Source organism: Microbacterium sp. CGR1 (assembly GCF_051062835.1).
Lineage (GTDB): Bacteria > Actinomycetota > Actinomycetes > Actinomycetales > Microbacteriaceae > Microbacterium.
Genome location: NZ_JAOTPG010000001.1, coordinates 2411822 through 2438640, shown reverse-complemented (window position 1 = coordinate 2438640; position 26819 = coordinate 2411822). Strand labels below are relative to the sequence as shown.

Here is a 26819-nt window from a genome sequence, read left to right as displayed (position 1 = left end):
ATAAGCCGCCGTCAGCGGGTGATTCGAGTCGTTCTGCTCAGAGCAGAAAGCCCCGCGTCGACGAAGCGCTTCAGCCCAGCGGCAGGGCGCCGTCGTCGACGACCTTGCGCATCACGAGCGTCGAGCTGACCCGCTGCACGCCGGGGAGAGCGGTGAGCTGCTCGTCGTACAGGCGCTGGAAGTGCTCGAGGTCCGCGGCGACGACGCGCAGCAGGTAGTCGGGGTCGCCGAACAGGCGGTGCGCCAGGGTGATGTTCGGGATGCGGGCCACAGCCGTCTCGAACGGGATGATCGAGTCTCGATTCGCCTCTTTCATCGTGACGAAGACGAGGGTCTCGAAGCCCAGACCGAGAGCCTGGGGCGACAGGGTCGCGTGGTATCCGGTGATGACTCCGGAGCGCTCGAGCTCGCGCAGTCGGCGGTGACAGGGAGAGACGCTGAGTTGCACCCGCTCCGCGAGCTCCGTGATGCTCAGGCGCCCATCGCGCTGCAGCTCGGCAAGGATCTTCCGGTCGATCGCGTCCATGCTCAAGATTCTTGCGCAGAATGGCTCCCGCCGTGCAAACAACGCAAACACCTTCCGTCGGTTCCTTCCTAGAGTTGCCTCCGCAGCGCAGGAACGACGAAAGAGAACAGTCATGGCACTCACCGCGATCACCGCCTTCTGGGGTGTCTCGATGCTGTTCGTCGTCACTCCCGGGGCCGACTGGGCCTTCGCGATCTCGGCCGGGCTGCGCCGTCGAGCAGCTCCCGCGGTCCTGGGGATGCTGTCGGGCCACGTGCTCGCGGTGATCATCGTCGCGGCCGGAGTCGGGGCGCTCGTCGCCCGATATCCGCTCGCACTCACCGTGCTCACCGTCGCCGGCGCGTTCTACCTGGTCTGGCTCGGCATCGGCACCCTGCGTGCACCCGCCGTGATCCGCGAAGGCGCCGAACTCGTCGAGGCCTCACCCGGCAGATGGATGCTGAAGGGATTCGGGATCAGCGGCCTGAACCCCAAGGTGACCCTGCTGTTCCTCGCCATCCTTCCCCAGTTCACCGCGGCTGATTCGACGTGGCCGCTCGCGGTGCAGATCGTGGTCCTCGGTGCGGTGCATCTGGTCGGCTGCGCCGCGGTGTACTTCGCCGTCGGATTCGGGGCGGGGTCGGTTCTGCGGGCTCGTCCGACCGCGGCGCGCATCGTGAGCATCGTGTCGGGCATCGCGATGATCGGCATCGGCGTGGTCCTGCTCGTCGGACAGCTGGTTCGATGACGACGTTCTACGATCCGATGGTGACCGCATATTTCGAGCGCCTCTCCGACAGTGCCTTCCGCGCCACCGGGGAGGTGCAGGGAGCCTGGAACACGGCGGAGCAGCACATCGCTCCGACGATCGGACTCCTCGCGCACCTCGTCGAGTCGCATCGCGACGCGCGCCGGGACGACGCGCTCGTGCTCGCCCGCGTCTCGTACGACATCCTCGGGGTGCTGCCGATCGACGTGGTCGAGGTCGACATCCGCGTCATCCGCCCCGGTCGCACGATCGAACTGGTCGAGGCGACGCTGACCCACGGCGGACGACCGGCCGTGATCCTCCGCGCCTGGCTGATGCAGACCGCCGACACCACGGCGATCGCGGGTGGCGCGCTACCGGTCATGCCCCCGCTCGACTCCCATGCCGAATGGCAGGCGGGCGCGGTGTGGCCGGGCGCCTTCGTGCGTTCAGGCGCCTTCCGCCACCACGAGGAGTCGCCGGGACGGGCATCGGCGTGGGTGCGACCGCATCACCCGCTGCTCGCGAGCGAGACGATCAGCCCGACGGCGCGTGCCCTCGGGGTCGTCGACCTCGCCAACGGCATGACCCCCCGCGTGCCGGTCGGGTCGGCGTTCTACCCGAACGTCGACCTCACGGCCCACCTGTTCCGCGAACCGGACGACGGCTGGATCGGGCTCGACACGACGGTGACGTTCGGCGCTCACGGGGTCGGCGTCACACACTCCGTGCTGAACGACGCGGCAGGGCCCTTCGGCGTCTCCGTGCAGAGCCTGACCGTGCGGCCGGTCGCGCCGCGGGACTGAGCGCAGGCGTCAGGCCTCGGCGCGATCAGACACCTCGGAGTCGGTGCCGGAAGACGCGGATGCCGCAGCATCCGTCGCCGCCCAGCTGGCGAGCATCCGCAGCTTCTCCTCGGACGCTGACCCCGGCTCCGCCGTGTAGGTCGACATCTGAAGCCCGGGGTCGGCCGGCAGCTCGAACGCCTCGTAGGTGAGTTCCATCTCGCCGACGACGGGGTGATTGATGCGCTTGACCCCGCTGCGGTGGAAGCGCACGTTGTGCGCGGCCCACAGGGTGCGGAAGCGCTCGCTGCGGGTCGACAGCTCGCCCACGAGATCGGTGAGCTTGCGGTCGAACGGGTTGCGCCCCGCCTCGCCGCGCATCGCGGCGACGAGCTCCTGGGTGTTGCGCTCCCACTCGGGGTAGAACTCCTGCGCCGCCGGATCGAGGAACGCGAAGCGGGCGCTGTTGGGAACCGGAGTCGTGAACAGCGGGGCGTAGAGCGCGCGGCCCAGCGCGTTCGCCGCGAGGTAGTCGAAGTAGTTGTTGCGCACGATCGCGGGCGCTTCCGTCATCGCGTCGAGCAGGCGCAGGATGCTGGGACGCAGCGTCTCGACCTTCTTGCGCGGCTTGCGGGCGACCGGTGACGCGTTGGCCGTGCGGGCGAGGTCGAACAGGTGCGCCGTCTCGGCTTCGTCGAGCTGCAGGGCCCGGGCGAGCGCGTCGAGCACGCTGTCGGAGACTCCGGACAGATCGCCGCGCTCGAGACGGGTGTAGTAGTCGACGCTGACGCCGGCGAGCAGCGACACCTCTTCGCGCCGAAGCCCGGGTACGCGGCGGTTGCCGCCGTATGCGGGCAGGCCTGCCTGGTCGGGGGTGATGCGGTCGCGCCTCGACGAGAGGAATTCGCGCACCTCGTTGCGGGTGTCCATGTCTTCGACGGTACGCCCCTACACGGAAGGAAGGGAGGTACTGGCAGGCTCTCCCTCTGCGCCCCAGACCTGATCGGCGTCAGAGGGCCGCAGTCACACCCGGGAGCAGCTTGGCCGCGATCGCGCCGAGCTGCTCCCGCTCGGCTTCGGTGAGCGGGTCGAGGATCAGCTCGCGGATCTGCGCCACATGGACGGGGGCAGCTCCCCGCAGGAGCTCGCGACCGGCATCGGTGAGTGCCGCTGTCAGGGTGCGCTTGTCGCTGCTGCACGAGGTGCGCGTCACCCAGCCGCGTTCTTCGAGCGAGTCGATCGCGTGGCTGAGCCGCGAGCGACTGAGCCCGGCGATCTGCGCGAGCTCGGTCATCGGGATCGCGCGGTCGTCCTGGCCCGCCAGCGTCACGAGGATCGCGTAGTGCGAGTGCTTGAGCCCGGTCTCGGCTTTCAGCGCGCGGTCGAGCACCTGCGGCAGCAGCTGCACGAACCGGATGGTCGGCAGCCACGTCTGCATCTCGGTGTCATCGAGCCGTCGGTCGCTTGCAGGGCGCTCGCTCACGACGCTGTCGCCCATCACGCGGCGGAGAGATCGAGTGTGTGCGAGGTGTGGTCGCGCTTGGCCTCGAGGTAGCGGTGGTTCGCATCCGACAGGTGCACGCCGGTGCGGACCTGCTCGGTGACGCGGATGCCGAGGGACTCGAGCTGCGCCGCCTTGTCGGGGTTGTTGCTCAACAGGCGGATGCTGTCGGCGCCCACCGTCTGCAGCATCTGCGCCGCGACCGTGTAGTCGCGCTCGTCTTCGCCGCGACCGAGTGCCACGTTCGCCTCGTAGGTGTCTAGCCCCGCGTCCTGCAGAGCGTACGCGTCGAGCTTGGCGTACAGGCCGATGCCGCGTCCCTCCTGGCGCAGGTAGAGCAGGAATCCGCCCTCCTCGGCGATGCGCTCGACGGCTTCGCGCAGCTGCGGTCCGCAGTCGCAGCGTTCCGATCCGAACACATCGCCGGTCAGGCATTCGCTGTGCGGGCGCACGAGAGGAGCATCCCCGCCGTCCGTCATGCGCTCGAGGGCGCCCTTCCAGTCGCCGAGGCCCAGGAGGAGGTGCTCCCGGCCGTCGACCAACCCGTCGAACGTCACGACATCCGCTGCGGTGGAGAACCCGTCGGCGAAACGCATCGGCACGCGCACGCGCGTGCGCTCCGACGCGACCGGAACGACGGTTGAAGTTTCAATCATGTGGGGTGAAACGCGATGTGCGCGCGTCTATTCCCACGAGGGGTGTTTTATCAGAGCCTCCCGCGGGCTGGACATCGGGAGTTGACTGGAACCACAACACCGAAGGAGCACCACTCATGCGTGGAGTAGTCATGTACGCACCCGGCGACGTTCGCGTCGAGGACCGCGAGAAGCCGACCATCACCCGTCCGACCGATGCCGTGATCCGGATCGCCGCGACCTGCATCTGCGGATCCGACCTCTGGCCCTACCGGGGAGCGAACGAGGTCGATCACGACCCGATGGGTCACGAGTACGTCGGCATCGTCGAGGAGATCGGCGCCGATGTGAAGACCGTGAAGGTCGGCGACTTCGTCGTCGGTTCGTTCATGGCCTCGGACAACACCTGTGAGATCTGCCAGGCCGGGTACCAGTCCCGCTGCGTGCACGTCGTGCCGATGGGCGCCTACGGAACCCAGGCCGAGTACTCGCTGATCCCGCACGCCGACGGCACGCTCGTCGCGACGCCGGGGCAGCCCGACGCCGATCTGATCCCGTCGCTGCTCGCGGCATCCGACGTGCTGGGCACCGGCTGGTTCGCCGCCGTCGCCGCAGAGGTCGGACCCGGCAAGACCGTCGCCGTCGTCGGCGATGGAGCGGTGGGTCTGCTCGGCATCCTCGCTGCCCGTGAACTCGGCGCCGAGCGGATCATCGCGATGAGCCGCCACGCCGACCGCCAGGCGCTGGCACGCGAGTTCGGCGCGACCGACATCGTCGAGGAGCGTGGAGACGAGGGCGTGGCCCGCATCAAGGAGCTCACGAACGGGCTCGGCGCGCACTCGGTGATCGAGGCGGTCGGCACGCAGGAGTCGATGATGCAGGCCATCCGCGCGACCCGCCCCGGCGGTCACGTCGGATACGTCGGCGTCTCGCACGACGTCGCGCTGCCCGGTGAGGAGCTCTTCTTCTCGGGCGTGCACCTGCACGGCGGCCCGGCTCCGGTGCGCCGATTCCTCCCCGAGCTGATCCAACTCATCTGGGACCGCAAGATCGACCCCGGCAAGGTGTTCGACCTCACGCTTCCGCTCGAGGAGGCCGCCGAAGGCTATCGCGCCATGGATGAGCGCCGCGCCACCAAGGTCCTGCTCACGGTCTGACCCGGCCGGCGAGAGCCCGACCCCGCGACACCCGATCCTGCGACACCCGATCCTGCGACAGGAGAGAAGACATGCACATCGAAGACCGCATCCCGACCGTGAAGAACCCGCCCGAGTGGTTCACGGGCGACGTCTGGCTCGACCCGATCATCGCCCCGCACGATGAGGACCAGCGGATGTCGGGAGGACTCGTCCGGTTCGCACCCGGTGCCCGCACGGCCTGGCACTCGCACGCGCGCGGCCAGTACCTGCGGGTCACCGAGGGCACCGCGCTGTGCGGTACGCGCGACGGCACCGTCGTCGAGGCGCGGCCCGGCGAGACGATCTACACGCCGCCGGGGGAGGAGCACTGGCACGGCGCCGCCGAGGACTGCTTCATGCAGCACCTCGCTCTTCTCGAGGGCGCTGACGACCCGAGCGAGACCACGACATGGCTCGAGCACGTCACCGACGAGGACTACCGCCGGCGCTGAGCCGCTAGTCGGCCGCCGGCGTCGTTTCGGATGCCCTGTCGCGGCGGCGCACGAGCTTGAGCTCACTGGCCAGGATGCCGAGCACGACGAGTGCGCCGCCGATCAGCGCCGTGACGGGCAGGCGCTCGCCGGCGATGCGGCCGATCGCGGCCGCCCACACCGGCTCGCCCGCGTAGATGATCGTGGCGCGGGTCGGCGAGACCGACTTCTGCGCCCAGTTCATCGTGAGCTGGATGATGCAGCTCGCCGCCCCGAGCCCGATCGCGCAGCCGACCCAGATCCATGAGAACTCGGGCAGCCCCTCCCCGACGACCGGCATCGTGAGGATGCCGAGCACTCCCGCGGTGAGGAGCTGGATGATCGTGATCCGGCCGAGGTCGATCCTGCCGGCGAACACGCTGATCAGGATGATCTCGGCCGCGATCGGCAGGGTGCTGATCATGGTGAGGATCTCACCCGACCCGAGGGTCAGGGCGAACGCATCGGGGCCGGCGATGAGCATCAGCCCGAGAAAGGCGAGACCCGCCCCGACGAACGCCATGGCCGGTGGGCGCTTGCGGAACACCGCCCACTGGGCGAGCGGCACGAGCGGGATGTACATCGCGGTGATGAAGGCGGACGTGCTCGAATCGATGGTCTGCAGCCCGACGGTCTGCAGACCGTAGCCGAGATAGATCATCACGCCGATCGCGACGCCCGCACCGATGTCGCGCCAGCGGATGCCTCGCAGCACCCTGCGGAAGATGACGACGCTGATCAGCCCGGCGACCAGGAACCGGATGCCGACGAAGAACCAGGGTCCCGAGTGCTGCATCGCCCAGTGCACGAGCAGGAAGGTACTGCCCCAGACCGCCGTCACGGCGATGAGGGCGACCTCCTGCCGACGCAGGCTCATCCAGCGGAATCGAGTGGACATGCGGTCCTTTCTCGACGCGGCCGGATCGAGCCTAGCGCCGCCGTCGCATCCGCTTCGAATCGCCGGAGCGGCCCGATATGACGACAGAATGCGGTCGGGTGCGCGATTCGCAGTCGTCTCGATAGCCTCGCCTCATGAGCAACTTCGTGAGCGTCGACGAACTGAACGAGCTGCGGGCGTCCGAGACGCCGGTCCGAGTGATCGACGTGCGCTGGCGGCTCGACCGCCCCGACGGTCACGCGGACTATCTCGGGGGCCACATCCCCGGTGCCGTCTACGTGCCGCTCTCGACCGAGCTCGCGACGCACGGGGAGCCGTCGGAGGGGCGCCACCCCCTGCCTTCCACGCAGACCCTGCAGGATGCTGCGCGCCGCTGGGGCGTGAACCAAGGCGACGTCGTCGTGGCCTACGACGATGCGAAGGGGCTCAGCGCCTCGCGCGCATGGTGGCTGCTGCGACAGGGCGGCGTCGACGTGCGCGTGCTCGACGGCGGCATCCGCGCCTGGACGGCGGCCGGTCAGCCGGTCGCGACCGATGACGTGGAGGTCGAGCCCGGAGACGTCGTCCTCGACGAGATCGGGGCCGACGCGATCTCGATCGACGAGGCGGCGTCATTTCCCGAGGTCGGGGTGCTGCTCGACGTGCGCGCTCCCGAGCGGTATCGGGGTGACCACGAGCCGCTCGACCCGATCGGCGGGCACATCCCCGGGGCGCTCAACGTACCTATGGCGGCTCATCTGAACCCCGAGGGCAAGATCCTCGACGTGCACACCCTGCAGGCGACCTTCGCGGCCGTCGGCGTGACCGAGGGAACGCCGGTGGCGGCGTACTGCGGCTCCGGCATCACGGCGGCGCATACCGCTCTGGTGCTCGACGAGGCCGGCATCGAGGCGAAGGTGTTCCCCGGGTCGTGGAGCCAGTGGTCCAACACCCCCGGACGCGCGGTCGCCGTCGGCGAGCAGCCCGGCTGACCTCAGCGGCCGAGCGGCGCCGGCATCGGTCGTCAGCGGCCGTCGGCGTAGGTCCAGGAGACTCCGAGGAGTCCGGGGCCGAAGGCCCGACGCACCTGATGCACGGAGTTTCGGCCCTCGAGCGACAGCTCCGTCGTCTTGACGCCGGACGGGGTCTCGGCTCGTTCCTCGATGCGATCGGGCACGGCGTCCGGGTGGAACCGGGTCCAGACCAGCAGCTCCCGGCATTGCCGAGCCACGGCGTGACCCGTCTCGCGCTGCGGCGGATAGCCCGGCGGGTACTGGACGGACCACTCCACCATCGACGTGCTCGGCGCGGTCAACGGCACGTCGAGCTCGAACAGCACGCCGTGCACCTCGCCGTTCGGGTGCGAGTAGCGGGCGGCGATCCGGCCACCGGCCACGGCGTCGATGATCGGCGCGGGGGTGCTGACCCCGGGCGTCATCTCGAGGAACGGGATCGAGGCTACCGTGCCGACGGTCGACTGCACGATGCTGCGCGTGATCGAGTACGAGACGTTGCCGTCGGCATCCACGTCCGTCACCGAATGCGTGGTCAGCTCGCGAGAGGTGTCGGGGTACTCGGCGCCGAGGGCAGCGAAGGCATCCTTCACCGCCTGCTCGAGTTCCTGCTCGTCGAGCGGGAACTGATTGGGTCCGAGCGGGCCCGTGCGGTTGGTGGTGCCGAGCAGTGCGGTGAGAGAGCCGGGCTCGAGGTGCAGCAGCTGCTCGATGTCGCTGAGCGCCGCCATCGACTGGGCGCCCTCCGGCCGACGGGCGCCGGAGCGCCAGTAGCTGAGGGTCGCCATCGACACGCTGTTTCCGCGGGCGCGCAGCTGTTCGTGCAGTCGCGCCAGGGTCAATCCACGTGCATTGATCGCGTCACGGAAGGACGCTGCGAATACATCGGCATATCGGCGGATGCCACTTTCCATACTCATCACAGCACCCCCTCCGGTATGTGAAGAATCGAGCCCTAAAGTGAGCATACGACCACACCGGCATCGCGTAGGGGACGAGATGCTATTTCTGGGGTCAGCTGGGCAGAACAGTCGTGGGCAGGGTGCCCGACCTCACGACCGATCAGCCCATAACGTGGTGTCGCCCCCGTCGCCGCGTTCTGTCGCGGGGCCTGATGATCGATCTGGGGAGATCCATCGGGCCCCGCGAACACCTCTCTCCCGGCGTCCGCTCCCACTCCGCGCCCCCGCGTAGACTGGGAGGAACACCCCGGAGGACTCTGGATCGTCATGTCTGCCCCTGCCCGCGCGTTCACCGTGCGTCACCTTCAGCTGCTGCGCGCGCTCTTCGCCGCCGCCGCTGCCGTGATGATCACCTTCTCGCCCGACCACTCGGCGGCCGTCGGTCTCTCCGTCTTCAGCGGCTTCGTGCTGACGACCGCCCTCGTCATGATCGTCGCCGCCTGGCTCGTGTTCCCTGCCGGGCAGCGCTGGCCCTCGGTCGTCCTGGCGATCCTGGGCTTCGCCGCCGGCATGACGGCGGGAGTGCCCGCCTGGCGCACCGACGACGTCTTCTTCGTGGTCGTGATCGCCTGGGCGGTGGCCACCGGAATCCTCGAGCTGGTCGTCGGCCTGCGCGGACGTCGCACGGGCGACCCCACGGCACGTGACTCCATCACCCTCGGTGCGTTCGGTCTGCTGCTCGCCGCACTGCTGCTTGCGATCCCCGCAGGTTTCGTGCAGCCCTATGCGATCAAGGGCGCAGGCGAGTTCGAGCTCACCGGCATCATCTTGGGCGTCGGCATGTTCGGCGGGTACGCCGCCATCGTCGCCGTCTTCCTCGGCATCGCCGGGCTCACCCCGAAGCGCGCCGACGCCGTCGCCGACTCCGCAACTACCGAGAACGACCCGGCCCCCGCCGGGCACGGAGGAGACCGATGAGCGACGACAAGCCCACCCGGCGCGACATCCTGCGCCCCCTGCACCTGCTGGGCATCGCCCTCGGCTGCGGTGTCTTCGCCGCGATCGTGACGCTCGTGTCGACCGGAGCCTTCACCGCGCGAGTGAACAGCGCCATCGCGAACGGCACCTACGACGGCCTCACCCCGATCGCCCTCGGCCTCGTGGTCGGTGGTGGCGCGTTCATCGTCACGCTGCTGTTCCTGGCGATGCTGATCCTCGTGGTCGATCCTGCCGACGTCACGAAGACCGTCGACCGTCCGGTGCTCTACGACCCCGAGACGCCCGACGAGCCCGAGTCCGACAAGCCCGGTCACGGCGCTTCCTCCTGACTCGCACCGCTCGTTCTGGCTCGCAGCCGAGGGATCTCCGGCATCCGTCCGGAATAGTCCCTGCGCCCGAGCGCTTGTGCCTGTAGTGACTGCCTCGATCGACCGCGCCTCCATCGGACTCCGCTCGACCCGCGGTCCCGTGCTCGGTGCGCTCATGCTCGCGACCGGGCTCATCGCGATCGATGCGACGATCCTCGCGACGGCGGTGCCCAGCATCGTCCGCGATCTCGGCAGCTACCAGCAGTTCCCGTGGCTCTTCTCGGTCTACCTCCTCGCGCAGGCGGTCAGCGTGCCGATCTACTCGCGCTTCGCCGACACCGTGGGGCGCAAGCCCATCATCCTGCTCGGTATCGGCCTCTTCCTGCTGGGCTCCGTGCTGTCGGGGTTCGCGTGGAGCATGACCTCCCTGATCATCTTCCGCATCATCCAGGGCCTCGGCGCCGGGGCGGTCGCACCGATGTCGATGACCATCGTCGGCGACATCTACACGGTCGCCGAGCGCGCCAAGGTGCAGGGATACATCGCCTCGGTCTGGGCGATCTCGTCGGTGGTCGGCCCCGCACTCGGCGGGATCTTCGCCCAGCTCGACGCATGGCGCTGGATCTTCTGGGTCAACATCCCGCTGTGCCTGATCGCCGGATGGATGCTGCTGCGCAAGTACCACGAAGAGAAGCAGACCCAGCGGCATCGCATCGACTATGCCGGAGCCGTGCTCCTCACGATCGGTCTCACCGGACTCATCCTCGGGATGCTGGAGGGCGGCAACGCGTGGGCGTGGCTCTCCGTGCCCAGTGCGATCTGCTTCGGTCTCGGTGTGCTGGCCCTGATCGCGTTCGGCCTCGTCGAACGGCGGGCCGCTGAGCCGATCGTCGACCTGCGGCTGGCTGCGCGCCCGCTCATCCTCACGACCACGATCGTCTCGCTCGGCATCGGCGCACTGATGACGGGCGTCACGAGCTTCGCACCGGCCTACCTCGAGGGATCGATCGGCATCGCCCCGCTGCTGTCCGGTCTCGCGGTCGCGGCGCTGACCCTCGGGTGGCCGCTCGCCGCCGCGAACTCCGGACGCCTGTACCTGCGGATCGGGTTCCGCCGCACGGCGCTCATCGGCATGTCGATCACGGCCGTCGCGGCGATCGCTCTCGCGGTCGTCTCACCCTGGCCCAACCCGTTCTCGATCGCGGCTGTGGCCTTCGTGCTCGGCTTCGGTCTGGGGTGGAGCGCCGCCCCGACGCTCATCGCCGCTCAGGCCTCGGTCGGCTGGGGCGAGCGCGGAGCCGTCACCGGCATGAACGCCTTCGCCCGTTCGGCGGGAAGTGCGCTCGGAGTGGCCGTGTTCGGGGCGATCTCGAACTCGGTGATCGCACAGGGCGCCGGCCCCGAAGACCCGGCGACCATCATCTCTGCATCCGTCTGGGTGTTCATCGCCGCAGCTATCGTGGCCGTGCTGACGCTGATCGCGGCCGCGTTCATGCCGCGCGACTCCGCCGGAGCGCACTCCGGAGAGCCCCGCCCGTAGCGGTGAACCTACTTCGCGAGCTGCTCGGCGATGCCCGTGTAAGACGCGGGGGTCAGAGCCAGCAGACGCTGCTTCGCGGCATCCCCGATCTCGAGCCCTTCGACGAAGGCCGCGAGGTCGGCTGCGCCCACACGGTGTCCGCGGGTCAGTTCCTTGAGCAGCGCGTAGGGGTCGGTGATCGACGAGCGACCGGCGACGACCTCGGCGCGGATGACGGTCTGGATCGCCTCGGCGAGGACCTCCCAGTTCACGTCGAGGTCGGCGAGCAGCACGTCGCGCGACAGCGAGATCGCGTTCAGTCCGCGGCGCAGGTTGTCGATCGCGAGCAGCGAGTGCCCGAATGCGACGCCGATGTTGCGCTGCGTCGTCGAGTCGGTGAGGTCGCGCTGCAGACGGCTCGTCACGAGCGTCTGCCCGAGGGAGGCCAGCAGCGCACCCGAGATCTCGAGGTTGGCCTCGGCGTTCTCGAAGCGGATCGGGTTGATCTTGTGCGGCATGGTCGACGAACCGGTCGCTCCCGCGACGGGGATCTGCGCGAAGTAGCCGAGCGAGATGTAGGTCCAGATGTCGGTGGCGAGGTTGTGCAGGATCCCGCCGGCGTGACGGATGCGGTCGTACAGCTCGACCTGCCAGTCGTGCGACTCGATCTGCGTGGTCAGCAGGTTGAAGCCCAGGCCGAGGCCCTCGATGTACTCGCGAGAGATCGTGGGCCAGTCGGCGTCGGGGTCGGCCGACAGGTGCGCCGACCACGTGCCGGTCGCACCCGAGAACTTGGCGAGGTAGTCGGATGCCGCGATCTGGGCGCGCACGCGCTCGAGACGCCACGCGAAGACGGCGATCTCCTTGCCCATGGTCGACGGGGTGGCGGGCTGCCCGTGGGTGCGCGAGAGCATCGCGGCGTCGGCGTGCTCGGCTGCCAGCTCACGGAGCTTCGCGATCACGACGTCGAGGGCGGGGAGCCAGACCTCTTCGACCGCACGCTTCACGGTGAGCGCGTAGGAGGCGGAGTTGATGTCCTCACTCGTGCAGGCGAAGTGGGTGAGCTCGGCGATCGAGTCGAGCCCGAGGGTGCTGAGCCGATCGCGCACCAGGTATTCGATGGCCTTGACGTCGTGCTGGGTGACGGCTTCCTTCTCGGCGAGCCAGTCGATCTCGGCCTGACCGAAGTCGCGGTACAGGGCGCGCAGGCGCTCCTTGTCGGCATCCGAGAGGGGGCTCGTCTCGAAGAGCGAGCGGTCGGTGAGCGCGATCAGCCACTCCACCTCGACCTCGACGCGGGCACGGTTCAGGCCCGCCTCCGAGAGGAAGTCGGCGAGGCCGGTGACGGCGCCGCGGTAGCGACCGTCGAGGGGGCTCAGGGGCTGCGGCGGGAGCGAAGGCTGGAAAGTCAGGGGAGTCCTCCTGATCGGGCCCCGGGCGTGCGGGGCGTGCGGGGCTGGCGAAGAGCCGGCTCGAGCTGGCGGAACAGCCCGCGAGTCGCCGTCTCAATCATACCGAGCACCGAATCGAACATCTCGGGGCCGGCGTAGTAGGGGTCTGGCACGTCCTGGCTGGGCGCTTCCGGGTCGAACGCGAGCAGCAGGGTGACCTTGCCCTCTTCGTCTTCGTTGTGTGCCCATTCGCGGAGGATGCGCTCGTGGGTGCGGTCGAGCGCGACCACCAGGTCGTTGTCCGAGAACGAGGCGAAGGTGAACTGCTTCGCGCGGTGGAGCGAGCCGTCGTAGCCGCGGCGGCTGAGGGAGTCGAGCGTGCGATGATCCGCGCGTTCACCGACATGCCAGTCGCCCGTGCCGGCGCTGCGCGACACGATACGTGAACCCAGACCCTGCCGCTCCGCGAGTTCGCGGAACACCACCTCGGCCATCGGAGAGCGGCAGATGTTCCCCGTGCACACGAAGATCACGCGGAAGGGATCCGGGGATGTCACCGTCCTATTCTGCCGGTCGCCGACCGATCGCGCGACGCCCGCGTCGTGTGCGACGGCCGCGACGTTCTCGTTCTGCACGGATGGCGGTGAAGGCGGGATGCTCACGATCGCTGCGATCGCGGGCATCGCCGGCCCTTCCAGGTGACACGGATCGCGGATGCTGAGCGCATGTACTCTTTTGCACTCGCACAGACCGGCGCCGCTGAGAGCCTGTGGGCGAAAGCCCAGGCCGTGGCCGCTCTCGGCACCGCCGTCGATGCGCTCGACGACGTCCGCGCATCCCTCGCTGTCCTCGCATCCGACACCGACTGGCATTCCGACGGAGTGCGCGCGATGCAGGAGTCGCTCGACGACCTGCGGGCGAGCACCCGGGTCGAGGCGTCCGAGGCGCGCAGCCGCGAATCCGAGGTCGAGCGGGCGGATCTCTCGTGACCGGGTTGACGATCGACCACGGCGGAGCGATCGCGGTCGACCCCGACGCGCTCCGCGACGTCGCCCGACGCATCGAGGGCGTCGCGTCACGCTACGACGATGCGCGCTCCGCGCTCATGCGCGCCTATCGGGTCATCCTCGACACCCCGGGCTTCAGCGCGCAGGTCGACACGGTCGAGCTGTGGTCGTCGGGGCAGCGCGTGGCTCGCCTTCATTCGGAGTGCCAGAAGACCGCGACGTCCACGCTGCTCATGGCCGACACGTACGAGTACGTCGAACTGCGCGCCGAAGCCGAGATGCTGTCGCACACCGATCCGAGCACCGCGCAGCGACTGATGCGACGCGCCGATCGGCTGGCGGCATCCGACGATCGCATCGCGGGCCTTGCCGAGAACCTCATCATCGAGTGGCGCGCGGAGCGCTTCGAGGGGCTGGTGGGAAACATCGTGACGCCCTCCATCTATGACGACGTCTTCCGCACTGCGGCGCTGGTGGGGCTCACCTCGGGCTTCGGCAAGGTGCTCCCCGGCGAGACGCTGAAGGGCACGGCCGATCGGGTCTCGGTCGCGCCGGTGAAGACCTCGACGCCCACCGGCGCGCCGACGGGCGTCGCGGGGGCGCTGGGACGCATGCCTGTCACCTCGGGGGCGCAGATCGCTGTCGAGAAGTACTCCTTCGCCGACGGCAGCACGAAGTACGTCGCCTATCTGAAGGGGACGCAGAGCGTCGGATGGGGAGGCAAGGAGCCGTGGGACCTCAAGTCCAACGTCGAGCTCTACACAGAGCAGGATGCCGCGTCATATCAGGCCACGCTCGAGGCCCTGGAGGCGGCGGGAGCCGAGCCCGGTGACGAGGTCGATGTCGTCGCGCACTCTCAATCGGGAATGATCACCGCGCATCTCGCGATGGAGAGCGGGTACGACGTGCAGATGCAGATCACCGCCGGGAGCCCGGTCGAACCCACCCTCGACGATGACCAGATGATCATCCAGCTCAGGCACACCGACGATCCTGTCCCGGCGCTCGCGGGTGGCGGTTCGCCCGAGGGCACGGGATCGGCCGACAGCATCGTCATCTCGACCCAGGGCAACCCGGGTGACACGCTCGAGGACTTCGTCGTCGACTCTCACCACCTCGACACGTACATCGAGACCGCGGAGGAGGCCGACGCCTCGAACGATCCCCGGATCGACGCGGCGGACGAGTTCTGGCGGGAACTCGACTCGGCCGAGGTGATCGAGCGCACCGAGTACCACGCCGAGCGCGACGGATGATCGCCCGCGAGTGGGTGCAGTCAGTCGCGGCGCTGCTTCTTGCTCTGCGGGCGCAGGATGAAGCCGAAGACGCCGTTGATCAGCGAGATGATCAGAGCCGCGAGGACGCCCCACCAGAAGCTGCCGACGGTGAGGCCCCAGCCGAAGCCGCTCGTGATCCAGGCGGTGAGCCACAGCAGGAAGCCGTTGATCACGAACCCGATGAGGCCCACCGTGACGATGTACAGCGGGAACGCGACGATCTTGACGACGGTGCCGATGATCGTGTTCACGAGCGCGAAGATCGCGGCGACCGCGAGCAGGGTCAGCACCAGCTGCAGGGTCTCACCCGGCGCGAACGCTTGGATCTGCACCTGCAGGGCGGGGATCAGCGTCACGACCCAGAGGGCGAACGCGTTGACGACGACTCGGATGATGAAGCGCATAGTCAGCCCAGTCTCCCATGCGCTCCGCCAGAGGGGCGGTGGAATCTAGACTCATGCTTGTGACCGACCCGATCCTGCCGCGCATCCGTCCCGCCATCGCCGCCCTCGCGCCGTACCGCCAGGGCAAGCAGGCAGGGCCAGACGCCTTCAAGCTCTCCAGCAACGAGAATCCCTTCGAGCCGCTGCCGTCGGTCGCCGCCGCGCTGCAGCACACGACGCCGATCAACCGCTACCCGGACGCGACCGCCGGACGGCTCCGCGAGCGGCTCGGCGCGCGCTACGCCGTCGAGCCCGACCAGGTGCACGTGGCCGCCGGCAGCGTGTCGATCCTCCAGCAGCTGATCCTCGCGACCGTGTCGGTCGGTGACGAGGTCGTCTACGCCTGGCGCTCGTTCGAGGCCTACCCGAGTCTGCCGCTCGTCGCCGGCGGCACCGGGGTGCAGGTCCCGGTGACGGCAGACGGACGCCATGACCTCGACGCGATGGCGGATGCCGTCACCGACCGCACCCGCGCGATCATCCTGTGCACGCCGAACAACCCCACGGGTCCGATCATCACGAGCGACGAGTTCGCGACGTTCGTCGAGCGCGTCCCCACCGACGTCCTGATCATCCTCGACGAGGCCTACGCCGAGTTCGTCACCGCCCCCGGCGCTGTCGACGGCCTCGAGGAGCGCGTGTTCGAACGGCATCCGAACGTCGTCGTGCTGCGCACCTTCTCGAAGGCATACGGACTCGCGGGTCTGCGCATCGGCTACGCGATCGGCCACGAGAAGGTCCTCGATGCCGCTCGCACCACCGGCATCCCGCTCTCCGTCACCTCTGCCGCCGAGAACGCCGCCATCGCGAGTCTCGACGCCGAGGGCGAGCTGCTCGAGCGGGTCGCCGTGATCGTCGAGCGCCGCACGCGCCTGCTCGAGGGTCTCCGGAGGCAGGGCTGGGACGTGCCCGACTCGCAGGCCAACTTCGTCTGGCTCCCCACCGGTGAGCGCACCGTCGAGGTCGCCGCGGCGTTCGTCTCGGCCGACCTCATCGTGCGTCCGTTCCCGGGCGACGGCATCCGCATCTCGGTCGGCGAAGAGGAGTCCGTGGCGCGCGTGCTCGACGTCGCCGCGACCCTGCTCTGAGGGGCTCCATCCCGCCATTTCTCCGGGTTCCCGGCAGATGCGAGGACGTCCTAGGTATGCGTGACCGGGCATGCGCGCGGCGGTAGCGTGGCACCGTGACCTCGTCAGAGACTGAACTCGTCCGCGTCCTCGATCAGGACGGCCGCTACACGCCGAGCGCGGCTGCTGAGCAGTACCTGCCGCTGATCGAGGCGATCAGCGACGCCGAGCTCGAGCAGTTCTACCGCGACATGGTGGGCATCCGCGCGATCGACACCCAGGCGACCAACCTGCAGCGTCAGGGGCAGCTCGCTCTGTGGCCGCCGAGCCGTGGGCAGGAGGCCGCTCAGGTCGGATCCGCCCGTGCCGCCCGCGCTCAGGACACGATCTTCCCGTCGTACCGCGAGCACGCCGTGACGCGCATCCGCGGCGTCGACCCCGTCGACATCATCAAGCTGATGCGCGGTGTCTCGCACGGCGGCTGGGATCCGACGGACCCCAAGAACGGCAACACCCGCCTCTACACGCTCGTGCTCGGCTCGCAGGTGCTGCACGCCACCGGCTACGCCATGGGACTGAACTTCGACGGGCGCTCGGGAACCGGCGACCTCGACACCGACGAAGCCGTGATCGTCTACTACGGCGACGGCGCGTCGAGCCAGGGCGACGTGCACGAGGCGATGGTCTTCGCCGCCAGCTACCAGTCGCCGACCGTCTTCTTCCTGCAGAACAACCACTGGGCGATCTCGGTGCCCGTGTCGACGCAGTCGCGCGTGCCGCTCGTCGAGCGCAGCGCCGGCTACGGCATCCCCAGCGTCCGGGTCGACGGCAACGACGTGCTCGCCAGCTACGCCGTCTCGCGCCTGGCGCTCGACGAGGCGCGCAGCGGCAAGGGTCCTCGTGCCATCGAGGCCGTGACCTACCGGCTCGGAGCGCACACCACCAGCGACGACCCCACGAAGTACCGCGGCTCCGACGAGGAGCAGTCGTGGGCCGAGCGCGACCCGATCGACCGCATGCGCGCGTTCCTCGAGAACAGGGGAGCGGCAGGGCAGTTCTTCGCCGACGTGGATGCCGAGGCCGCTGACGCCGCGGAAGACCTGCGCGCCCGGAGCGTCGAGCTCGGACCGCCGACCGCAGACAAGATCTTCGACCACGTCTACAGCGAGCCGCATCCTCTGATCGCGGAACAGAAGGCCTGGCACAGGCAGTACGAAGCATCGTTCGAAGGGGACGGCAAGTGACTCTCGAGACGATGCCTCTCAGCAAGGCACTCAACGCGGGCCTCCGCAAGGCGATGGAAGACGACGCCAAGGTCCTCCTCATGGGCGAGGACATCGGCAAGCTCGGCGGTGTGTTCCGCGTCACCGAGCACCTGCAGCGCGACTTCGGCGACAAGCGCGTGCTCGACACCCCTCTCGCCGAGTCGGGGATCGTCGGCACGGCGATCGGGCTCGCGATGGCCGGGTTCCGTCCCGTGATCGAGATCCAGTTCGACGGTTTCGTGTTCCCGGCGTTCGACCAGATCACGACGCAGCTGGCCAAGCTCACCAACCGGCACGAGGGCAAGCTGAGCCTGCCGATCGTGATCCGCATCCCGTACGGGGGCCACATCGGCGCCGTCGAGCACCACCAGGAGAGCCCCGAGGCGTATTTCGCGCACACCCCGGGTCTGCGCGTGGTCTCGCCGTCGACGCCCAACGACGCCTACTGGATGATCCAGGAGGCCATCGCGTCGAACGACCCCGTGATCTTCATGGAGCCGAAGAGCCGGTACTGGCAGAAGGGCGAGGTCGAGCTCGACGGCTCGGCCGCTCCACTGCACTCGTCCCGCGTCGTGCGCACGGGCTCGGACGTCACTCTCGTCGGACACGGAGCCATGGTGACCACTCTGCTGCAGGCGGCGGCGCTCGCCGAAGCCGAGGGCACCAGCTGCGAGGTCGTCGACGTGCGTTCGCTGTCACCCATCGACTACGAGCCGATCCTGAACTCGGTGCGAAAGACCGGACGCATGGTCTACGCGCAGGAGGCGCAGGGCTTCACGAGCATCGGCAGCGAGGTGGCGGCGACCGTCATGGAGCGCGCCTTCTACGCGCTCGAAGCCCCCGTGCTGCGCGTCTCGGGCTATGACACCCCCTTCCCGCCCGCGAAGCTCGAGGGCACCTACCTCCCGGATGCCGACCGCATCCTCGAGGCCGTCGACCGTTCCCTGGCCTACTGACCTCGCCGTTCCGAAAGGACCGAAATGAGCACGCAGAACTTCAACCTCCCCGACGTGGGCGAGGGCCTGACCGAGGCCGAGATCGTGGCGTGGAAGGTCGCGCCGGGTGACACCGTCGCCATCAACGACGTCATCTGCGAGATCGAGACGGCCAAGTCGCTCGTCGAGCTGCCCTCTCCGCACGCGGGCGTCGTCGGTGAGCTGCTCGCCGCCGAGGGGGCGACAGTCGAGGTCGGATCCCCGATCATCACCTTCGTGACGGAAGCCGCCGCGGGCGCAGCCCCCGCGGTCGCCGTCGCGCCCGCACCCGAAGAGGGTGGCGGCTCGGTGCTCGTCGGCTACGGCACCGGCGGCGGTGCCACGTCCCGTCGCAAGCGTCCGGCCGAGCGCCCGGTGCGCTCGTCGGTCGGTGTGATCGCGAAGCCCCCGATCCGCAAGCTCGCCCGCGACCTGGGGGTCGACCTGACGACCGTCACGCCCACCGGCGCCGACGGCGAGGTCACGCGCGACGACGTCATGACCCACGCCTCGCAGGCGAGTGTGTTCCGCAACATCGAGACGCCCGAGTGGGGGGCCGTGCGCGAAGAGACCGTGCCCGCGCCGCAGAGCACCCCGGCCGGACTCGCCCGGGGAGTGTCGGCAGCGCCAGCATCCGCTCCGGTGTCCGACGACCGCACCGAGTCGATCCCGGTCAAGGGCGTACGCAAGGCCACGTCGTCGGCGATGGTGCAGAGCGCCTACTCGGCCCCGCACGTCACCGTGTGGAAGGAGATCGATGCGAGCCGCACGATGGAGCTCGTGAAGCGGCTCAAGGCATCGCCCGACTACGCCGACATCCGCGTCTCGCCGCTGCTGATCATGGCTCGCGCCGTCATCTGGGCCGCTCGTCGCACCCCGATGGTGAACGCCGCGTGGATCGAGACCGAGGGCGGCGCCGAGATCGCCGTGCGCCACTATGTGAACCTCGGCATCGCCGCGGCCACGCCTCGCGGCCTGCTCGTGCCGAACATCAAGGACGCGCAGGACCTCAGCATGAAGGACCTCGCCCGCGCCCTCAACAGGCTCACGCTCACTGCCCGCGAGGGCAAGACGAGCCCCGCCGACCAGCAGGGCGGCACGATCACGATCACCAACATCGGTGTGTTCGGGATGGATGCCGGCACGCCGATCATCAACCCCGGCGAGGCCGGAATCGTCGCGATGGGCACGATCAGCCAGAAGCCGTGGGTCGTCGACGGCGAGGTGCGCCCCCGGTGGGTCACCACCGTGGCGGGATCTTTCGACCACCGCGTGATCGACGGCGACGGCATGAGCCGGTTCATCGCCGACGTGGCATCGGTTCTCGAGGAGCCCGCGCTGCTCGTCGAGTGACCCGGACAGCGCGGGGATACAGTGGCAGCAGAACCGCGACGACCGGCCCCCAGTAGAACGGACTCCCAGCGGATGAAGATCGAACCGACTGCCATCACTCTCGGAACCTCGGGCCTCGGCCGACACTCGGAGCCGGGGTCCGCCGAGGAGAGAGCGGCCGTCGAGGTCGCCATCGACCTGCTCACGAGCCGACACGGGTTCGTGGACACGTCGAACAACTACGCGGCCGGTCGCTCCGAGGCCGTCCTCGGCATCGCGCTGCGCGAGCTGGGGCTGGATGGTTCGCGGGTCATCTCGAAGGTCGATCAGGACCCGGAGACCGGGGTCTTCGACCGCGACCGCGTCCTCCGCTCGTTCGAGGAGACGACCGCGCGACTCGGGGTCGACCGGCTTCCGCTGCTGCACCTGCACGACCCGTACTCGGTGTCGTTCGAGGAGTCGATCTCCATCGGGGGTGCGGTGCAGGGGCTCATCGAACTCCGCAGCGCCGGCGTGGTGGACGCGATCGGTGTGGCGGCGGCTCCCGTCCCGATGATGGCGAAGTACGTCGAGACGGGGGTGTTCGACGCCGTGCTGATCCACAACCGATTCACGCTCGTGGATCACTCGGCTGAGACGGTGTTCGCCGACGCCAAGGCACGCGGCATGGCCGTGTTCAACGCCGCGCCGTTCGGCTCGGGACTGCTCGTCAAGGGGCCGCATCCCGGTGCGAAGTACGCCTATCGGCCTGCCGGTGAGGAGCTGCTGGAGTGGACCGAGCGGTTGCAGCGCGTGTGTGAGGAGCACGGAACATCGATGGCTGCCGCAGCACTGCACTACTCGCTGCGGTCCCCGCTGATCGATTCCACGGTCGTCGGGGTGTCGTCACCGTATCGTCGCGAGCAACTCGACGAGCTGGTGCAGGCGGACGTCCCGGAAGGCCTGTGGGGCGCCATCGAGAGCCTGGGCGCGGCGCCTTCGCCGGTGGATGACAGCGACTACGCCTGAACTCTGTCGCCGTTCGGCACCTCGATCGCCGGCCCGAGCGCGCGGAGCCGGTGACGACGCTCGATCGCCTGCCCCGCGTACGACGCGGCGACGATGAGCCCGGCACCGAGCAGGCCGACGGCCCCGACACTCTCCCCGGCGAGCACGAGTCCGACCAGGAGCGCCCAGACGGGCTCTGTGCCCATGAGGATGCTGGCGCGCGTCGCAGAGGTGCGCCGCACCGCCCAGAGCTGCACGACGAACGCGAACACCGAGCACATCAGTCCGAGGAAGAGGACGTTTGCCCACCCCGATCCGTCGAGTCGCGCGACGGCCGCGGGCAGTTCCGGCCCTGCGACCAGGGATGCTGTCGCCGCGCAGACGATGAGCTGCACCAGGACGACGGCGAGCGTGCTGTCTCGGCGATCGCGGGTGAGTCTGGCGCTCGCCGTCACGTGAAACGCGCGCACGACCGCCGCCGCGATCACCAGGGCGTCGCCCGCGGTCGGCATCCGCAGTCCGCCGTCCGACACGAGAAGGGCGACCCCCACCACGGCCGCGACGGCGGCGACGAAGTACGCGCGCGGAAGCCACGACCGCGCGGCGAGGCTCTCGAGCACCGGGGTGAACACGAGCGCGAGGCTGATGAGCAGCCCGGCATTGGTCGCCGACGTGAGATGGACGCCCCAGGTCTCGAGTCCGATGATGGCGGCCTGGGAGAGGCCGAGGAGGACGGCGACGGCAAGCCCGCGGCCCCGCGGCATCCGTTCCCTGCGCACCGCGCAGATCACGCCGAGAGCGACCGCCGCGACGAGGAACCGGAGGGCGACCGCAGAGGCGACGCCGGTCTCGAGAGCCAGACTCTTGGCTGACATGAAGCTCGCGCCCCACACCGCCGCCACGGCGATGAGCAGGACGTCGACGAGCAGATCGCGAGAGGGACGACGAGGCATGAGTCCACACTCTCGTCGTTCTCGATGAAGACCCAGATGCAGTTCGTTGATTCTCTTTTAAGGTTGGCCTTATGGATCCGGATCATCTTCGACTGCTTCGGGAACTTCGCGACCGAGGCAGCGTCACGGCCGTCGCTGCCGCTCTCGGGGTGTCGGCGTCAGCGGTGTCACAGCAGCTCGCGACTCTGCAGTCGACGGTGGCTCTGCCGCTCACCGTGCGTCGAGGTCGCGTCCTGGTCCTGACCGCGGCGGGGGAGGCGCTGGCTGCGGCGAGCACGCGCGTCGATGAGGCGTTGACCGCGGCCCGCGATGCGATCGGGGCGCTCCTCGAAGCGGGCGACCGACCGGTGCGGGTGTCGTCGTTCACCAGCGCAGGCCTCGCCCTGTTCGGGCCGCTGGTGCGAGAACTCGGAGGCACTCAGGCGGTCCACCTCGCAGATGAGGACGTGGCGCACCGGGACTTCCCCGGCCTGACGGCCGACTACGACCTCGTGATCGCACATCGGCTCGCGCACGACGCTCCGTGGCCGGCCGACCGGGTCGTCGCGATCCCGCTGATCGATGAACCGCTCGACATCGCGCTGCATGCCGAGCATCCGCTCGCGGAGCGTGCTCAGATCGACCTCGACGATCTGGTCGACGAGGACTGGGTGTCGGTGCATCAGGGCTTCCCGCTCGCCGGCGTGCTCGATCATCTGGCGGCACGGGCCGGGCAGCCCTTTCGCATCGCACACCGCATCAACGAGTTCTCGGTGACGGCCGAGCTGGTGCGCGCCGGGGCGGCGATCGCCATCATGCCCCGCACGACCGCCTCGTCTCTGGCCGTAGACGGGCTCGTGCTGCGGCCGCTGGGCGGCATCGAACTCGTGCGTCACCTCGACGTGCTCGCGAGGCCGGACGCGCTCGCCTACACGGCGGTCAGGCGCGTGCTGCGCGCCCTGCAGAATGTCGCCGCGCGCGTGCAGAGCGACTCGTTCCGCTCGCCGCGCTGACGTTGCCCCGACGAACGCCGAGAGGGCTCCGGCTACGGCCGACGCAGGTCCGCGAGGGGAGAGACGAGCTGGGCCGGCACGCAGCCTGAGGCGCGCCCAAAGCCCACCGGCTGCATGTCGCGAACTCGGGAGCATCAGTCGATAGATCACCAATTGGGGTGTCAGACACACCCCCAATTGGATTCAACAGTGGAACGAACCGCGGCTCAGAGCCCTCCGGAAGCCGCGGCGTCCGCGTGCTGCTGCACCCGGACTGCTGAGTTCAGGTAGAGAGCGGCCAGAACTAGCGCCACTCCGCCACCGATGATAGCGAGCGGCGGATTCGGTGAAGCGGACGCTCCGAAAACCGCGGCGAGGCCCTGGATGAAGAACAACGCGGTGAGCAGTATGCCGCTGCCTCGCGTGCTGGTCATCTTCCACCAGGGGCGTGGGGCGTGGGATTCTCCGGCGCCACGGAAGGTTCGAGCCGCCACGACGACGGCTGCCACGAGAGTCACTGTCGCCCACGCGAACCCGAGCTCATAACTGATAGCTGCGAGCGGGATCATGGTGAGCGTGATCCCGACGATGACGATGAGCAGGTACCCGACCTTGGCTCCCGGTGTCTTAATGCGCATATGGTCCTCCTGGCTTACGGTACTGCTGTGTACGTCGTGTAGCTGCAGTAGTTGAATCCGCAGTTGTAGTACGTCACCTTGAGCCTCCACTTATTCCAGTACGCCTTCTCGACCTGAGCAGCAGGAGCGAGTCCCAGGCAAGCGATACTGGCCGGCCACGGAATCGGTGCGACGCTGCATGCGCTGCTGAGGCCCTTGAGCCCGTTATACATCGTGACGACTTGGGCCCTGCTGAGGTAGCTGACGTATGTCGTGTATGTCGGATCAGCGACTACGGGATACGCGAAACTGCTGTCGTGGTCGACGACCTGCGTAAGGGTCTGACCATCCAGCTCGTAGCGAGTTGGTACATCCTTGCCGCTTGAGTCTTTCGCCCACGGCGCAGCGAAGCTTCCCAGGACCTCGCCGGTTGCGTCATCGATCACAGCCGCGCCACCGTCCCGCAGAACAAGGCTCGAAGCCTCGGGAAGATCGATCCGGTAGCCGAAGCGCGACGGCGCAGCCGCACTATCGATCACGGTCGCGACCTGTACTGAACCTGTGTCGTGCACGAGAACGACGCTGCTCGTCTAATTCCCGTTGTCGTATGTCACAGTCCCAGGATCTGTTGAAGAACCAGAGCTGGCCTTGTCAGCGAACGGAAGACCAATCGTCGCCACCCCTTCACCCGCCGAAATGGACACACCATCGGCGGCAGCCGTGGACACCTCGACCTCAAGCTGGTCGAGAGTTACGGTGCTTTCCCCACCGGTAATTAGCGGGGAATCGATCGCGGCCGCCACATCAGTCGGGGCGACCTTCGCAACCAGGTCAACCGCGGATTCCTCATCCGCGATCGCGACCGGAGCGATCCACATAGCCGACAACAGCACCGCTGCCCCTGCCGCAACACCAACACTGAGCTTTCTCATTCGAACCTCCTACGTCAGTCGCCACACAACACTGAGTGGCACTCCGGACCGCAGTTGCCCCTCACCGGAATCGCAGTCGACAATTCGGGGGGCACCCGACAGTTGGCCCTGCAACCTAAACTGCGAGGACTCGTCAGCAGAGTCCTTCGCTGGGGCGTCCTCAATACGGCAACGGCCCTGTCGGGCGTCGATCTGGTCCGGCACGTCGACGTGCTGGCACGGCCGGATGCTCTGGCCCACACGGCGGTCAGGCGCGTGCTGCGAGCGCTGCAGGATGTCGCCGCGCGCGTGCAGCGCGACTCGCGCTAGGCCGGTCGGAGTTCTGCGAGGGGAGAGACGAGCGCCGTGGCGGGGTCCCAGTGCCGCACGCTGTGCGCTCGACCATGGATGTCGCCCTCGACCAGGTCGAGCGCCACCGCGAGGTCGGCGACGCGCAATCTGCGTGCGAGGGCGACGTGCGGCATCCACTCGCCGGGTGCGGTGTGCGGGGCGTCGTCACCCGGCCTGACCGCGGCCAGGATCGTCTCGCGGAGGCCGATCAGTTCGGAGGTGGGCACGATGCTCCGCGCCAGCACGCGCCGCTCGCCGGTTCCGAAGAGCAGCGGAGCGCCCAGCGTGATCGGGAACGACGGGATGCTCGCGAGGGCATCCGGGTCCACAGTCGGCAGGCCGACGCGCGCGACCAGCGTGATGTGAGGGCGGTTGCTCGCCGAGGTGTGCCCCGCCAGGCTCGACAGGCCGCGCGCGGCGAGAGCATCCCATTCGGCCCGGACGGCTGCGTCGGCGGCGGGGTCGAGCAGCAGCTCGATCGAGGAGGGGGACTGCCGCGGTTCCGGTTCTCGCACGGTCCTCAGCTCACCGCGCTGAGGCGCCGTTCCGCGAGGAGCGGCACCGCCACTTCGCGCGCTGCCATGCGAGCCGTCGCGACGGCACCGATCGACACGACCTCGGCACCGAGCGTCGAGGCGAGGATCTCGGGCGCCGGCAGGTGCAGCTGTGTCGGCAGCACCTCACGTGCGGCCGTGAGCACGGGCGCGATGCTCTCAGCGACCCCGCCGCAGACGATCACGCGCGCCGGGTCGTACATGCTGCCCAGCACGCCGACGACGCGGGCGAGCGTCGCGCCGACGCGTGAGGTCGCGAGCAGCGCATCGGCGTCACCGGCGGATGCCGCGGTCAAGACGGTCCGCGGATCGATGCGGTCCTCACCTGCGAGCCGCCCGATCGCCGACTCGCGAGAGATCTCGCCGCTCTCCACGCCCGCGCGCACCTGGTCCTGCAGCGCATAGCGAAGTCCGAAGGCAGACCCGACGCCGACGATGTGGTCGAACACGACGCCCTCGCCGACGCCGCCGTGCGCGCCATGCAGCACGTGGCCGTCCACGACGACGCCGCCGCCGAACCGCTCGCTCGCGAGCAGGGCGACGTAGTCACGGCATCCGACCGCAGCCCCCGCCGAACCCTCGGCGATCGCGGCGAGCTGCGCATCGTTCTTGATCTCGACCACGGGCGCCCAGTCGGCCAACGCCTCGGCGAGCCCCGGGTTGGTCCGCTCCCAGAAGCCGTCGGGGTGCGGCGGCGAGATGCCGGCCCTGTTGACGGGAGCGGCGACGCCGACGCAGATCGCGAGGATCTCGGTGCGCTCGACGCCTGCCTCGTCGAGCGCGAGCTGCATCTGTCCGAGGACCGTCGCGCGTCGAGCAGGCGCGGACTGGCCGGAGTCGAGGTCGGTGCGGTGGTGCACGAGGGTGCGCTCGAGCGGGTCAGAGATCGTGACCGCGAGGTGGGTGTCTCCGGCATCCACCCCGACGACGACGCCGAGATCTGATGCCAGCACGAAGCGTCGAGCGGGGCGCCCCGCGCGGTAGCTTCCGGCCACCCGGGCGTTGGGGAGCTCCTGCAGCACCGCGGCGCTGACGAGGGTGTCGATGGCGTCGATCGCGGTCGAGCGCGTCAGCGTGGTGGTCGCCATCGCCTCGGTCGCGGTGAACTCGCCGGCGGCCCACGCGAAGTCGAGGATGGCGCCGACGCTGGCTCGTCCGGTGCCCAGACCTGCGGATACTTCGGTCATGGGTCTTGACCTCACTCTCGTTCAGATGAGAGAGTACCGTTCATCGAAGTAAATTCGCTCACTAGATTTAGTCTGCGGATCTACCGGACGAA

The 26819-nt window shown here is 68.9% G+C and carries 31 protein-coding genes; 16 read left to right on the top strand and 15 right to left on the bottom strand.

The features are described 5' to 3' along the window. Window positions 1–70: 70 nt before the first annotated feature. Complete coding sequence (locus OD997_RS12050) at window positions 71–526, bottom strand: Lrp/AsnC family transcriptional regulator (protein WP_434331784.1); 456 nt, start codon at window positions 524–526, stop codon at window positions 71–73. 112 nt (window positions 527–638) lie between these two features. On the opposite strand from OD997_RS12050, the gene OD997_RS12045 reads away from it, so the two are divergent. Both OD997_RS12045 and OD997_RS12040 read left to right on the top strand, forming a co-directional pair. Next, on the top strand, window positions 639–1253 hold the full coding sequence (locus OD997_RS12045; protein ID WP_434331783.1) for a LysE family translocator: 615 nt from the start codon (window positions 639–641) through the stop codon (window positions 1251–1253). Continuing rightward, window positions 1250–2059 carry a thioesterase family protein gene (locus OD997_RS12040; RefSeq protein ID WP_434331782.1) on the top strand — a complete coding sequence of 270 codons (810 nt, stop codon included), beginning with the start codon at window positions 1250–1252 and terminating at the stop codon, window positions 2057–2059. The genes OD997_RS12045 and OD997_RS12040 overlap by 4 nt, the downstream gene beginning before the upstream one ends. Before the next feature lie 9 nt (window positions 2060–2068). Here OD997_RS12040 and OD997_RS12035 read toward each other — a convergent pair whose 3' ends face one another. The 3 genes from OD997_RS12035 to OD997_RS12025 all read right to left on the bottom strand — a co-directional run bounded on the left by OD997_RS12035 (window position 2069) and on the right by OD997_RS12025 (window position 4195). After that, window positions 2069–2968, bottom strand: a complete 900-nt coding sequence (locus OD997_RS12035; RefSeq protein ID WP_434331781.1) for a helix-turn-helix transcriptional regulator — start codon at window positions 2966–2968, stop codon at window positions 2069–2071. A 79-nt stretch (window positions 2969–3047) separates the two neighbouring features. Continuing rightward, window positions 3048–3521: a MarR family winged helix-turn-helix transcriptional regulator gene (locus tag OD997_RS12030; protein ID WP_434331780.1), complete on the bottom strand. Its 474-nt coding sequence runs from the start codon at window positions 3519–3521 to the stop codon at window positions 3048–3050. A 14-nt stretch (window positions 3522–3535) separates the two neighbouring features. Continuing rightward, window positions 3536–4195, bottom strand: coding sequence for a GTP cyclohydrolase II (locus tag OD997_RS12025; RefSeq protein WP_434331779.1), 660 nt, complete (start codon window positions 4193–4195; stop codon window positions 3536–3538). A gap of 116 nt (window positions 4196–4311) precedes the next feature. Between OD997_RS12025 and OD997_RS12020 the strand changes: the two genes are divergently transcribed. Both OD997_RS12020 and OD997_RS12015 read left to right on the top strand, forming a co-directional pair. Continuing rightward, window positions 4312–5331 (top strand): zinc-dependent alcohol dehydrogenase family protein, encoded by a 1020-nt coding sequence (locus OD997_RS12020; RefSeq protein WP_434331778.1) that lies wholly within the window; start codon window positions 4312–4314, stop codon window positions 5329–5331. A 71-nt stretch (window positions 5332–5402) separates the two neighbouring features. After that, on the top strand, window positions 5403–5804 hold the full coding sequence (locus tag OD997_RS12015) for a (R)-mandelonitrile lyase (RefSeq protein WP_434331777.1): 402 nt from the start codon (window positions 5403–5405) through the stop codon (window positions 5802–5804). Window positions 5805–5808: 4 nt separating this feature from the next. Here the strand turns inward: OD997_RS12015 and OD997_RS12010 are convergent, their stop codons facing one another. Beyond that, window positions 5809–6720 carry a DMT family transporter gene (locus OD997_RS12010; protein WP_434331776.1) on the bottom strand — a complete coding sequence of 304 codons (912 nt, stop codon included), beginning with the start codon at window positions 6718–6720 and terminating at the stop codon, window positions 5809–5811. A 134-nt stretch (window positions 6721–6854) separates the two neighbouring features. Here OD997_RS12010 and OD997_RS12005 point away from each other — a divergent pair, with 134 nt between their 5' ends. Beyond that, a complete protein-coding gene (locus tag OD997_RS12005; RefSeq protein ID WP_434331775.1) occupies window positions 6855–7691 on the top strand; it encodes a sulfurtransferase in 837 nt (278 codons plus the stop codon). A gap of 32 nt (window positions 7692–7723) precedes the next feature. Here the strand turns inward: OD997_RS12005 and OD997_RS12000 are convergent, their stop codons facing one another. Next, window positions 7724–8632 carry a hypothetical protein gene (locus OD997_RS12000; protein ID WP_434331774.1) on the bottom strand — a complete coding sequence of 303 codons (909 nt, stop codon included), beginning with the start codon at window positions 8630–8632 and terminating at the stop codon, window positions 7724–7726. Between the two features lie 309 nt (window positions 8633–8941). Between OD997_RS12000 and OD997_RS11995 the strand changes: the two genes are divergently transcribed. The 3 genes from OD997_RS11995 (at window position 8942) to OD997_RS11985 (ending at window position 11461) form a co-directional block, all read left to right on the top strand. After that, window positions 8942–9592, top strand: a complete 651-nt coding sequence (locus OD997_RS11995; protein ID WP_434331773.1) for an acyl-CoA synthetase — start codon at window positions 8942–8944, stop codon at window positions 9590–9592. Continuing rightward, window positions 9589–9942 carry a hypothetical protein gene (locus tag OD997_RS11990; RefSeq protein ID WP_434331772.1) on the top strand — a complete coding sequence of 118 codons (354 nt, stop codon included), beginning with the start codon at window positions 9589–9591 and terminating at the stop codon, window positions 9940–9942. Before OD997_RS11995 ends, OD997_RS11990 begins: the two co-directional genes overlap by 4 nt. Before the next feature lie 85 nt (window positions 9943–10027). After that, window positions 10028–11461 carry an MFS transporter gene (locus OD997_RS11985; protein WP_434331771.1) on the top strand — a complete coding sequence of 478 codons (1434 nt, stop codon included), beginning with the start codon at window positions 10028–10030 and terminating at the stop codon, window positions 11459–11461. 8 nt (window positions 11462–11469) lie between these two features. Here the strand turns inward: OD997_RS11985 and purB are convergent, their stop codons facing one another. Both purB and OD997_RS11975 read right to left on the bottom strand, forming a co-directional pair. Further along, window positions 11470–12852, bottom strand: a complete 1383-nt coding sequence (gene purB / locus OD997_RS11980) for an adenylosuccinate lyase (protein WP_434332377.1) — start codon at window positions 12850–12852, stop codon at window positions 11470–11472. Then, a complete protein-coding gene (locus OD997_RS11975) occupies window positions 12849–13325 on the bottom strand; it encodes a low molecular weight protein-tyrosine-phosphatase (RefSeq protein ID WP_235559995.1) in 477 nt (158 codons plus the stop codon). The genes purB and OD997_RS11975 overlap by 4 nt, the downstream gene beginning before the upstream one ends. A 231-nt stretch (window positions 13326–13556) precedes the next feature. On the opposite strand from OD997_RS11975, the gene OD997_RS11970 reads away from it, so the two are divergent. Together OD997_RS11970 and OD997_RS11965 are read left to right on the top strand one after the other, a co-directional pair. Further along, window positions 13557–13820: a hypothetical protein gene (locus OD997_RS11970; protein ID WP_434331770.1), complete on the top strand. Its 264-nt coding sequence runs from the start codon at window positions 13557–13559 to the stop codon at window positions 13818–13820. Further along, window positions 13817–15094: a hypothetical protein gene (locus OD997_RS11965; RefSeq protein WP_434331769.1), complete on the top strand. Its 1278-nt coding sequence runs from the start codon at window positions 13817–13819 to the stop codon at window positions 15092–15094. The genes OD997_RS11970 and OD997_RS11965 overlap by 4 nt, the downstream gene beginning before the upstream one ends. 20 nt (window positions 15095–15114) lie before the next feature. Here OD997_RS11965 and OD997_RS11960 read toward each other — a convergent pair whose 3' ends face one another. Beyond that, entirely contained in the window at window positions 15115–15519 is a 405-nt protein-coding gene (locus tag OD997_RS11960; RefSeq protein ID WP_434331768.1) for a phage holin family protein, read from the bottom strand. Between the two features lie 59 nt (window positions 15520–15578). Here OD997_RS11960 and OD997_RS11955 point away from each other — a divergent pair, with 59 nt between their 5' ends. The 5 genes from OD997_RS11955 (at window position 15579) to OD997_RS11935 (ending at window position 21204) form a co-directional block, all read left to right on the top strand. Continuing rightward, window positions 15579–16646: a histidinol-phosphate transaminase gene (locus tag OD997_RS11955; protein ID WP_434331767.1), complete on the top strand. Its 1068-nt coding sequence runs from the start codon at window positions 15579–15581 to the stop codon at window positions 16644–16646. A gap of 95 nt (window positions 16647–16741) precedes the next feature. Further along, a complete protein-coding gene (gene pdhA, locus OD997_RS11950; RefSeq protein WP_434331766.1) occupies window positions 16742–17869 on the top strand; it encodes a pyruvate dehydrogenase (acetyl-transferring) E1 component subunit alpha in 1128 nt (375 codons plus the stop codon). 11 nt (window positions 17870–17880) lie between these two features. Next, window positions 17881–18846 carry an alpha-ketoacid dehydrogenase subunit beta gene (locus OD997_RS11945; protein WP_434331765.1) on the top strand — a complete coding sequence of 322 codons (966 nt, stop codon included), beginning with the start codon at window positions 17881–17883 and terminating at the stop codon, window positions 18844–18846. 24 nt (window positions 18847–18870) lie between these two features. Further along, complete coding sequence (locus OD997_RS11940; protein ID WP_434331764.1) at window positions 18871–20217, top strand: dihydrolipoamide acetyltransferase family protein; 1347 nt, start codon at window positions 18871–18873, stop codon at window positions 20215–20217. Window positions 20218–20289: 72 nt separating this feature from the next. Continuing rightward, a complete protein-coding gene (locus OD997_RS11935; protein WP_434331763.1) occupies window positions 20290–21204 on the top strand; it encodes an aldo/keto reductase in 915 nt (304 codons plus the stop codon). Here the strand turns inward: OD997_RS11935 and OD997_RS11930 are convergent. Next, window positions 21195–22136 carry a DMT family transporter gene (locus OD997_RS11930; RefSeq protein ID WP_434331762.1) on the bottom strand — a complete coding sequence of 314 codons (942 nt, stop codon included), beginning with the start codon at window positions 22134–22136 and terminating at the stop codon, window positions 21195–21197. The two genes, OD997_RS11935 and OD997_RS11930, sit on opposite strands and share 10 nt — an antisense overlap. 71 nt (window positions 22137–22207) lie before the next feature. On the opposite strand from OD997_RS11930, the gene OD997_RS11925 reads away from it, so the two are divergent. Beyond that, window positions 22208–23128 carry a LysR family transcriptional regulator gene (locus OD997_RS11925; RefSeq protein WP_434331761.1) on the top strand — a complete coding sequence of 307 codons (921 nt, stop codon included), beginning with the start codon at window positions 22208–22210 and terminating at the stop codon, window positions 23126–23128. A 206-nt stretch (window positions 23129–23334) separates the two neighbouring features. Here the strand turns inward: OD997_RS11925 and OD997_RS11920 are convergent, their stop codons facing one another. The 5 genes from OD997_RS11920 to OD997_RS11900 all read right to left on the bottom strand — a co-directional run bounded on the left by OD997_RS11920 (window position 23335) and on the right by OD997_RS11900 (window position 26727). Beyond that, entirely contained in the window at window positions 23335–23745 is a 411-nt protein-coding gene (locus tag OD997_RS11920; RefSeq protein WP_311245987.1) for a hypothetical protein, read from the bottom strand. A gap of 14 nt (window positions 23746–23759) precedes the next feature. After that, on the bottom strand, window positions 23760–24296 hold the full coding sequence (locus OD997_RS11915; protein WP_434331760.1) for a hypothetical protein: 537 nt from the start codon (window positions 24294–24296) through the stop codon (window positions 23760–23762). Between the two features lie 18 nt (window positions 24297–24314). After that, entirely contained in the window at window positions 24315–24656 is a 342-nt protein-coding gene (locus tag OD997_RS11910; RefSeq protein WP_434331759.1) for a hypothetical protein, read from the bottom strand. A 305-nt stretch (window positions 24657–24961) separates the two neighbouring features. Then, entirely contained in the window at window positions 24962–25501 is a 540-nt protein-coding gene (locus tag OD997_RS11905) for a 2'-5' RNA ligase family protein (RefSeq protein ID WP_434331758.1), read from the bottom strand. Between the two features lie 5 nt (window positions 25502–25506). Next, window positions 25507–26727 (bottom strand): ROK family protein, encoded by a 1221-nt coding sequence (locus tag OD997_RS11900; RefSeq protein WP_434331757.1) that lies wholly within the window; start codon window positions 26725–26727, stop codon window positions 25507–25509. Window positions 26728–26819 lie beyond the last annotated feature (92 nt).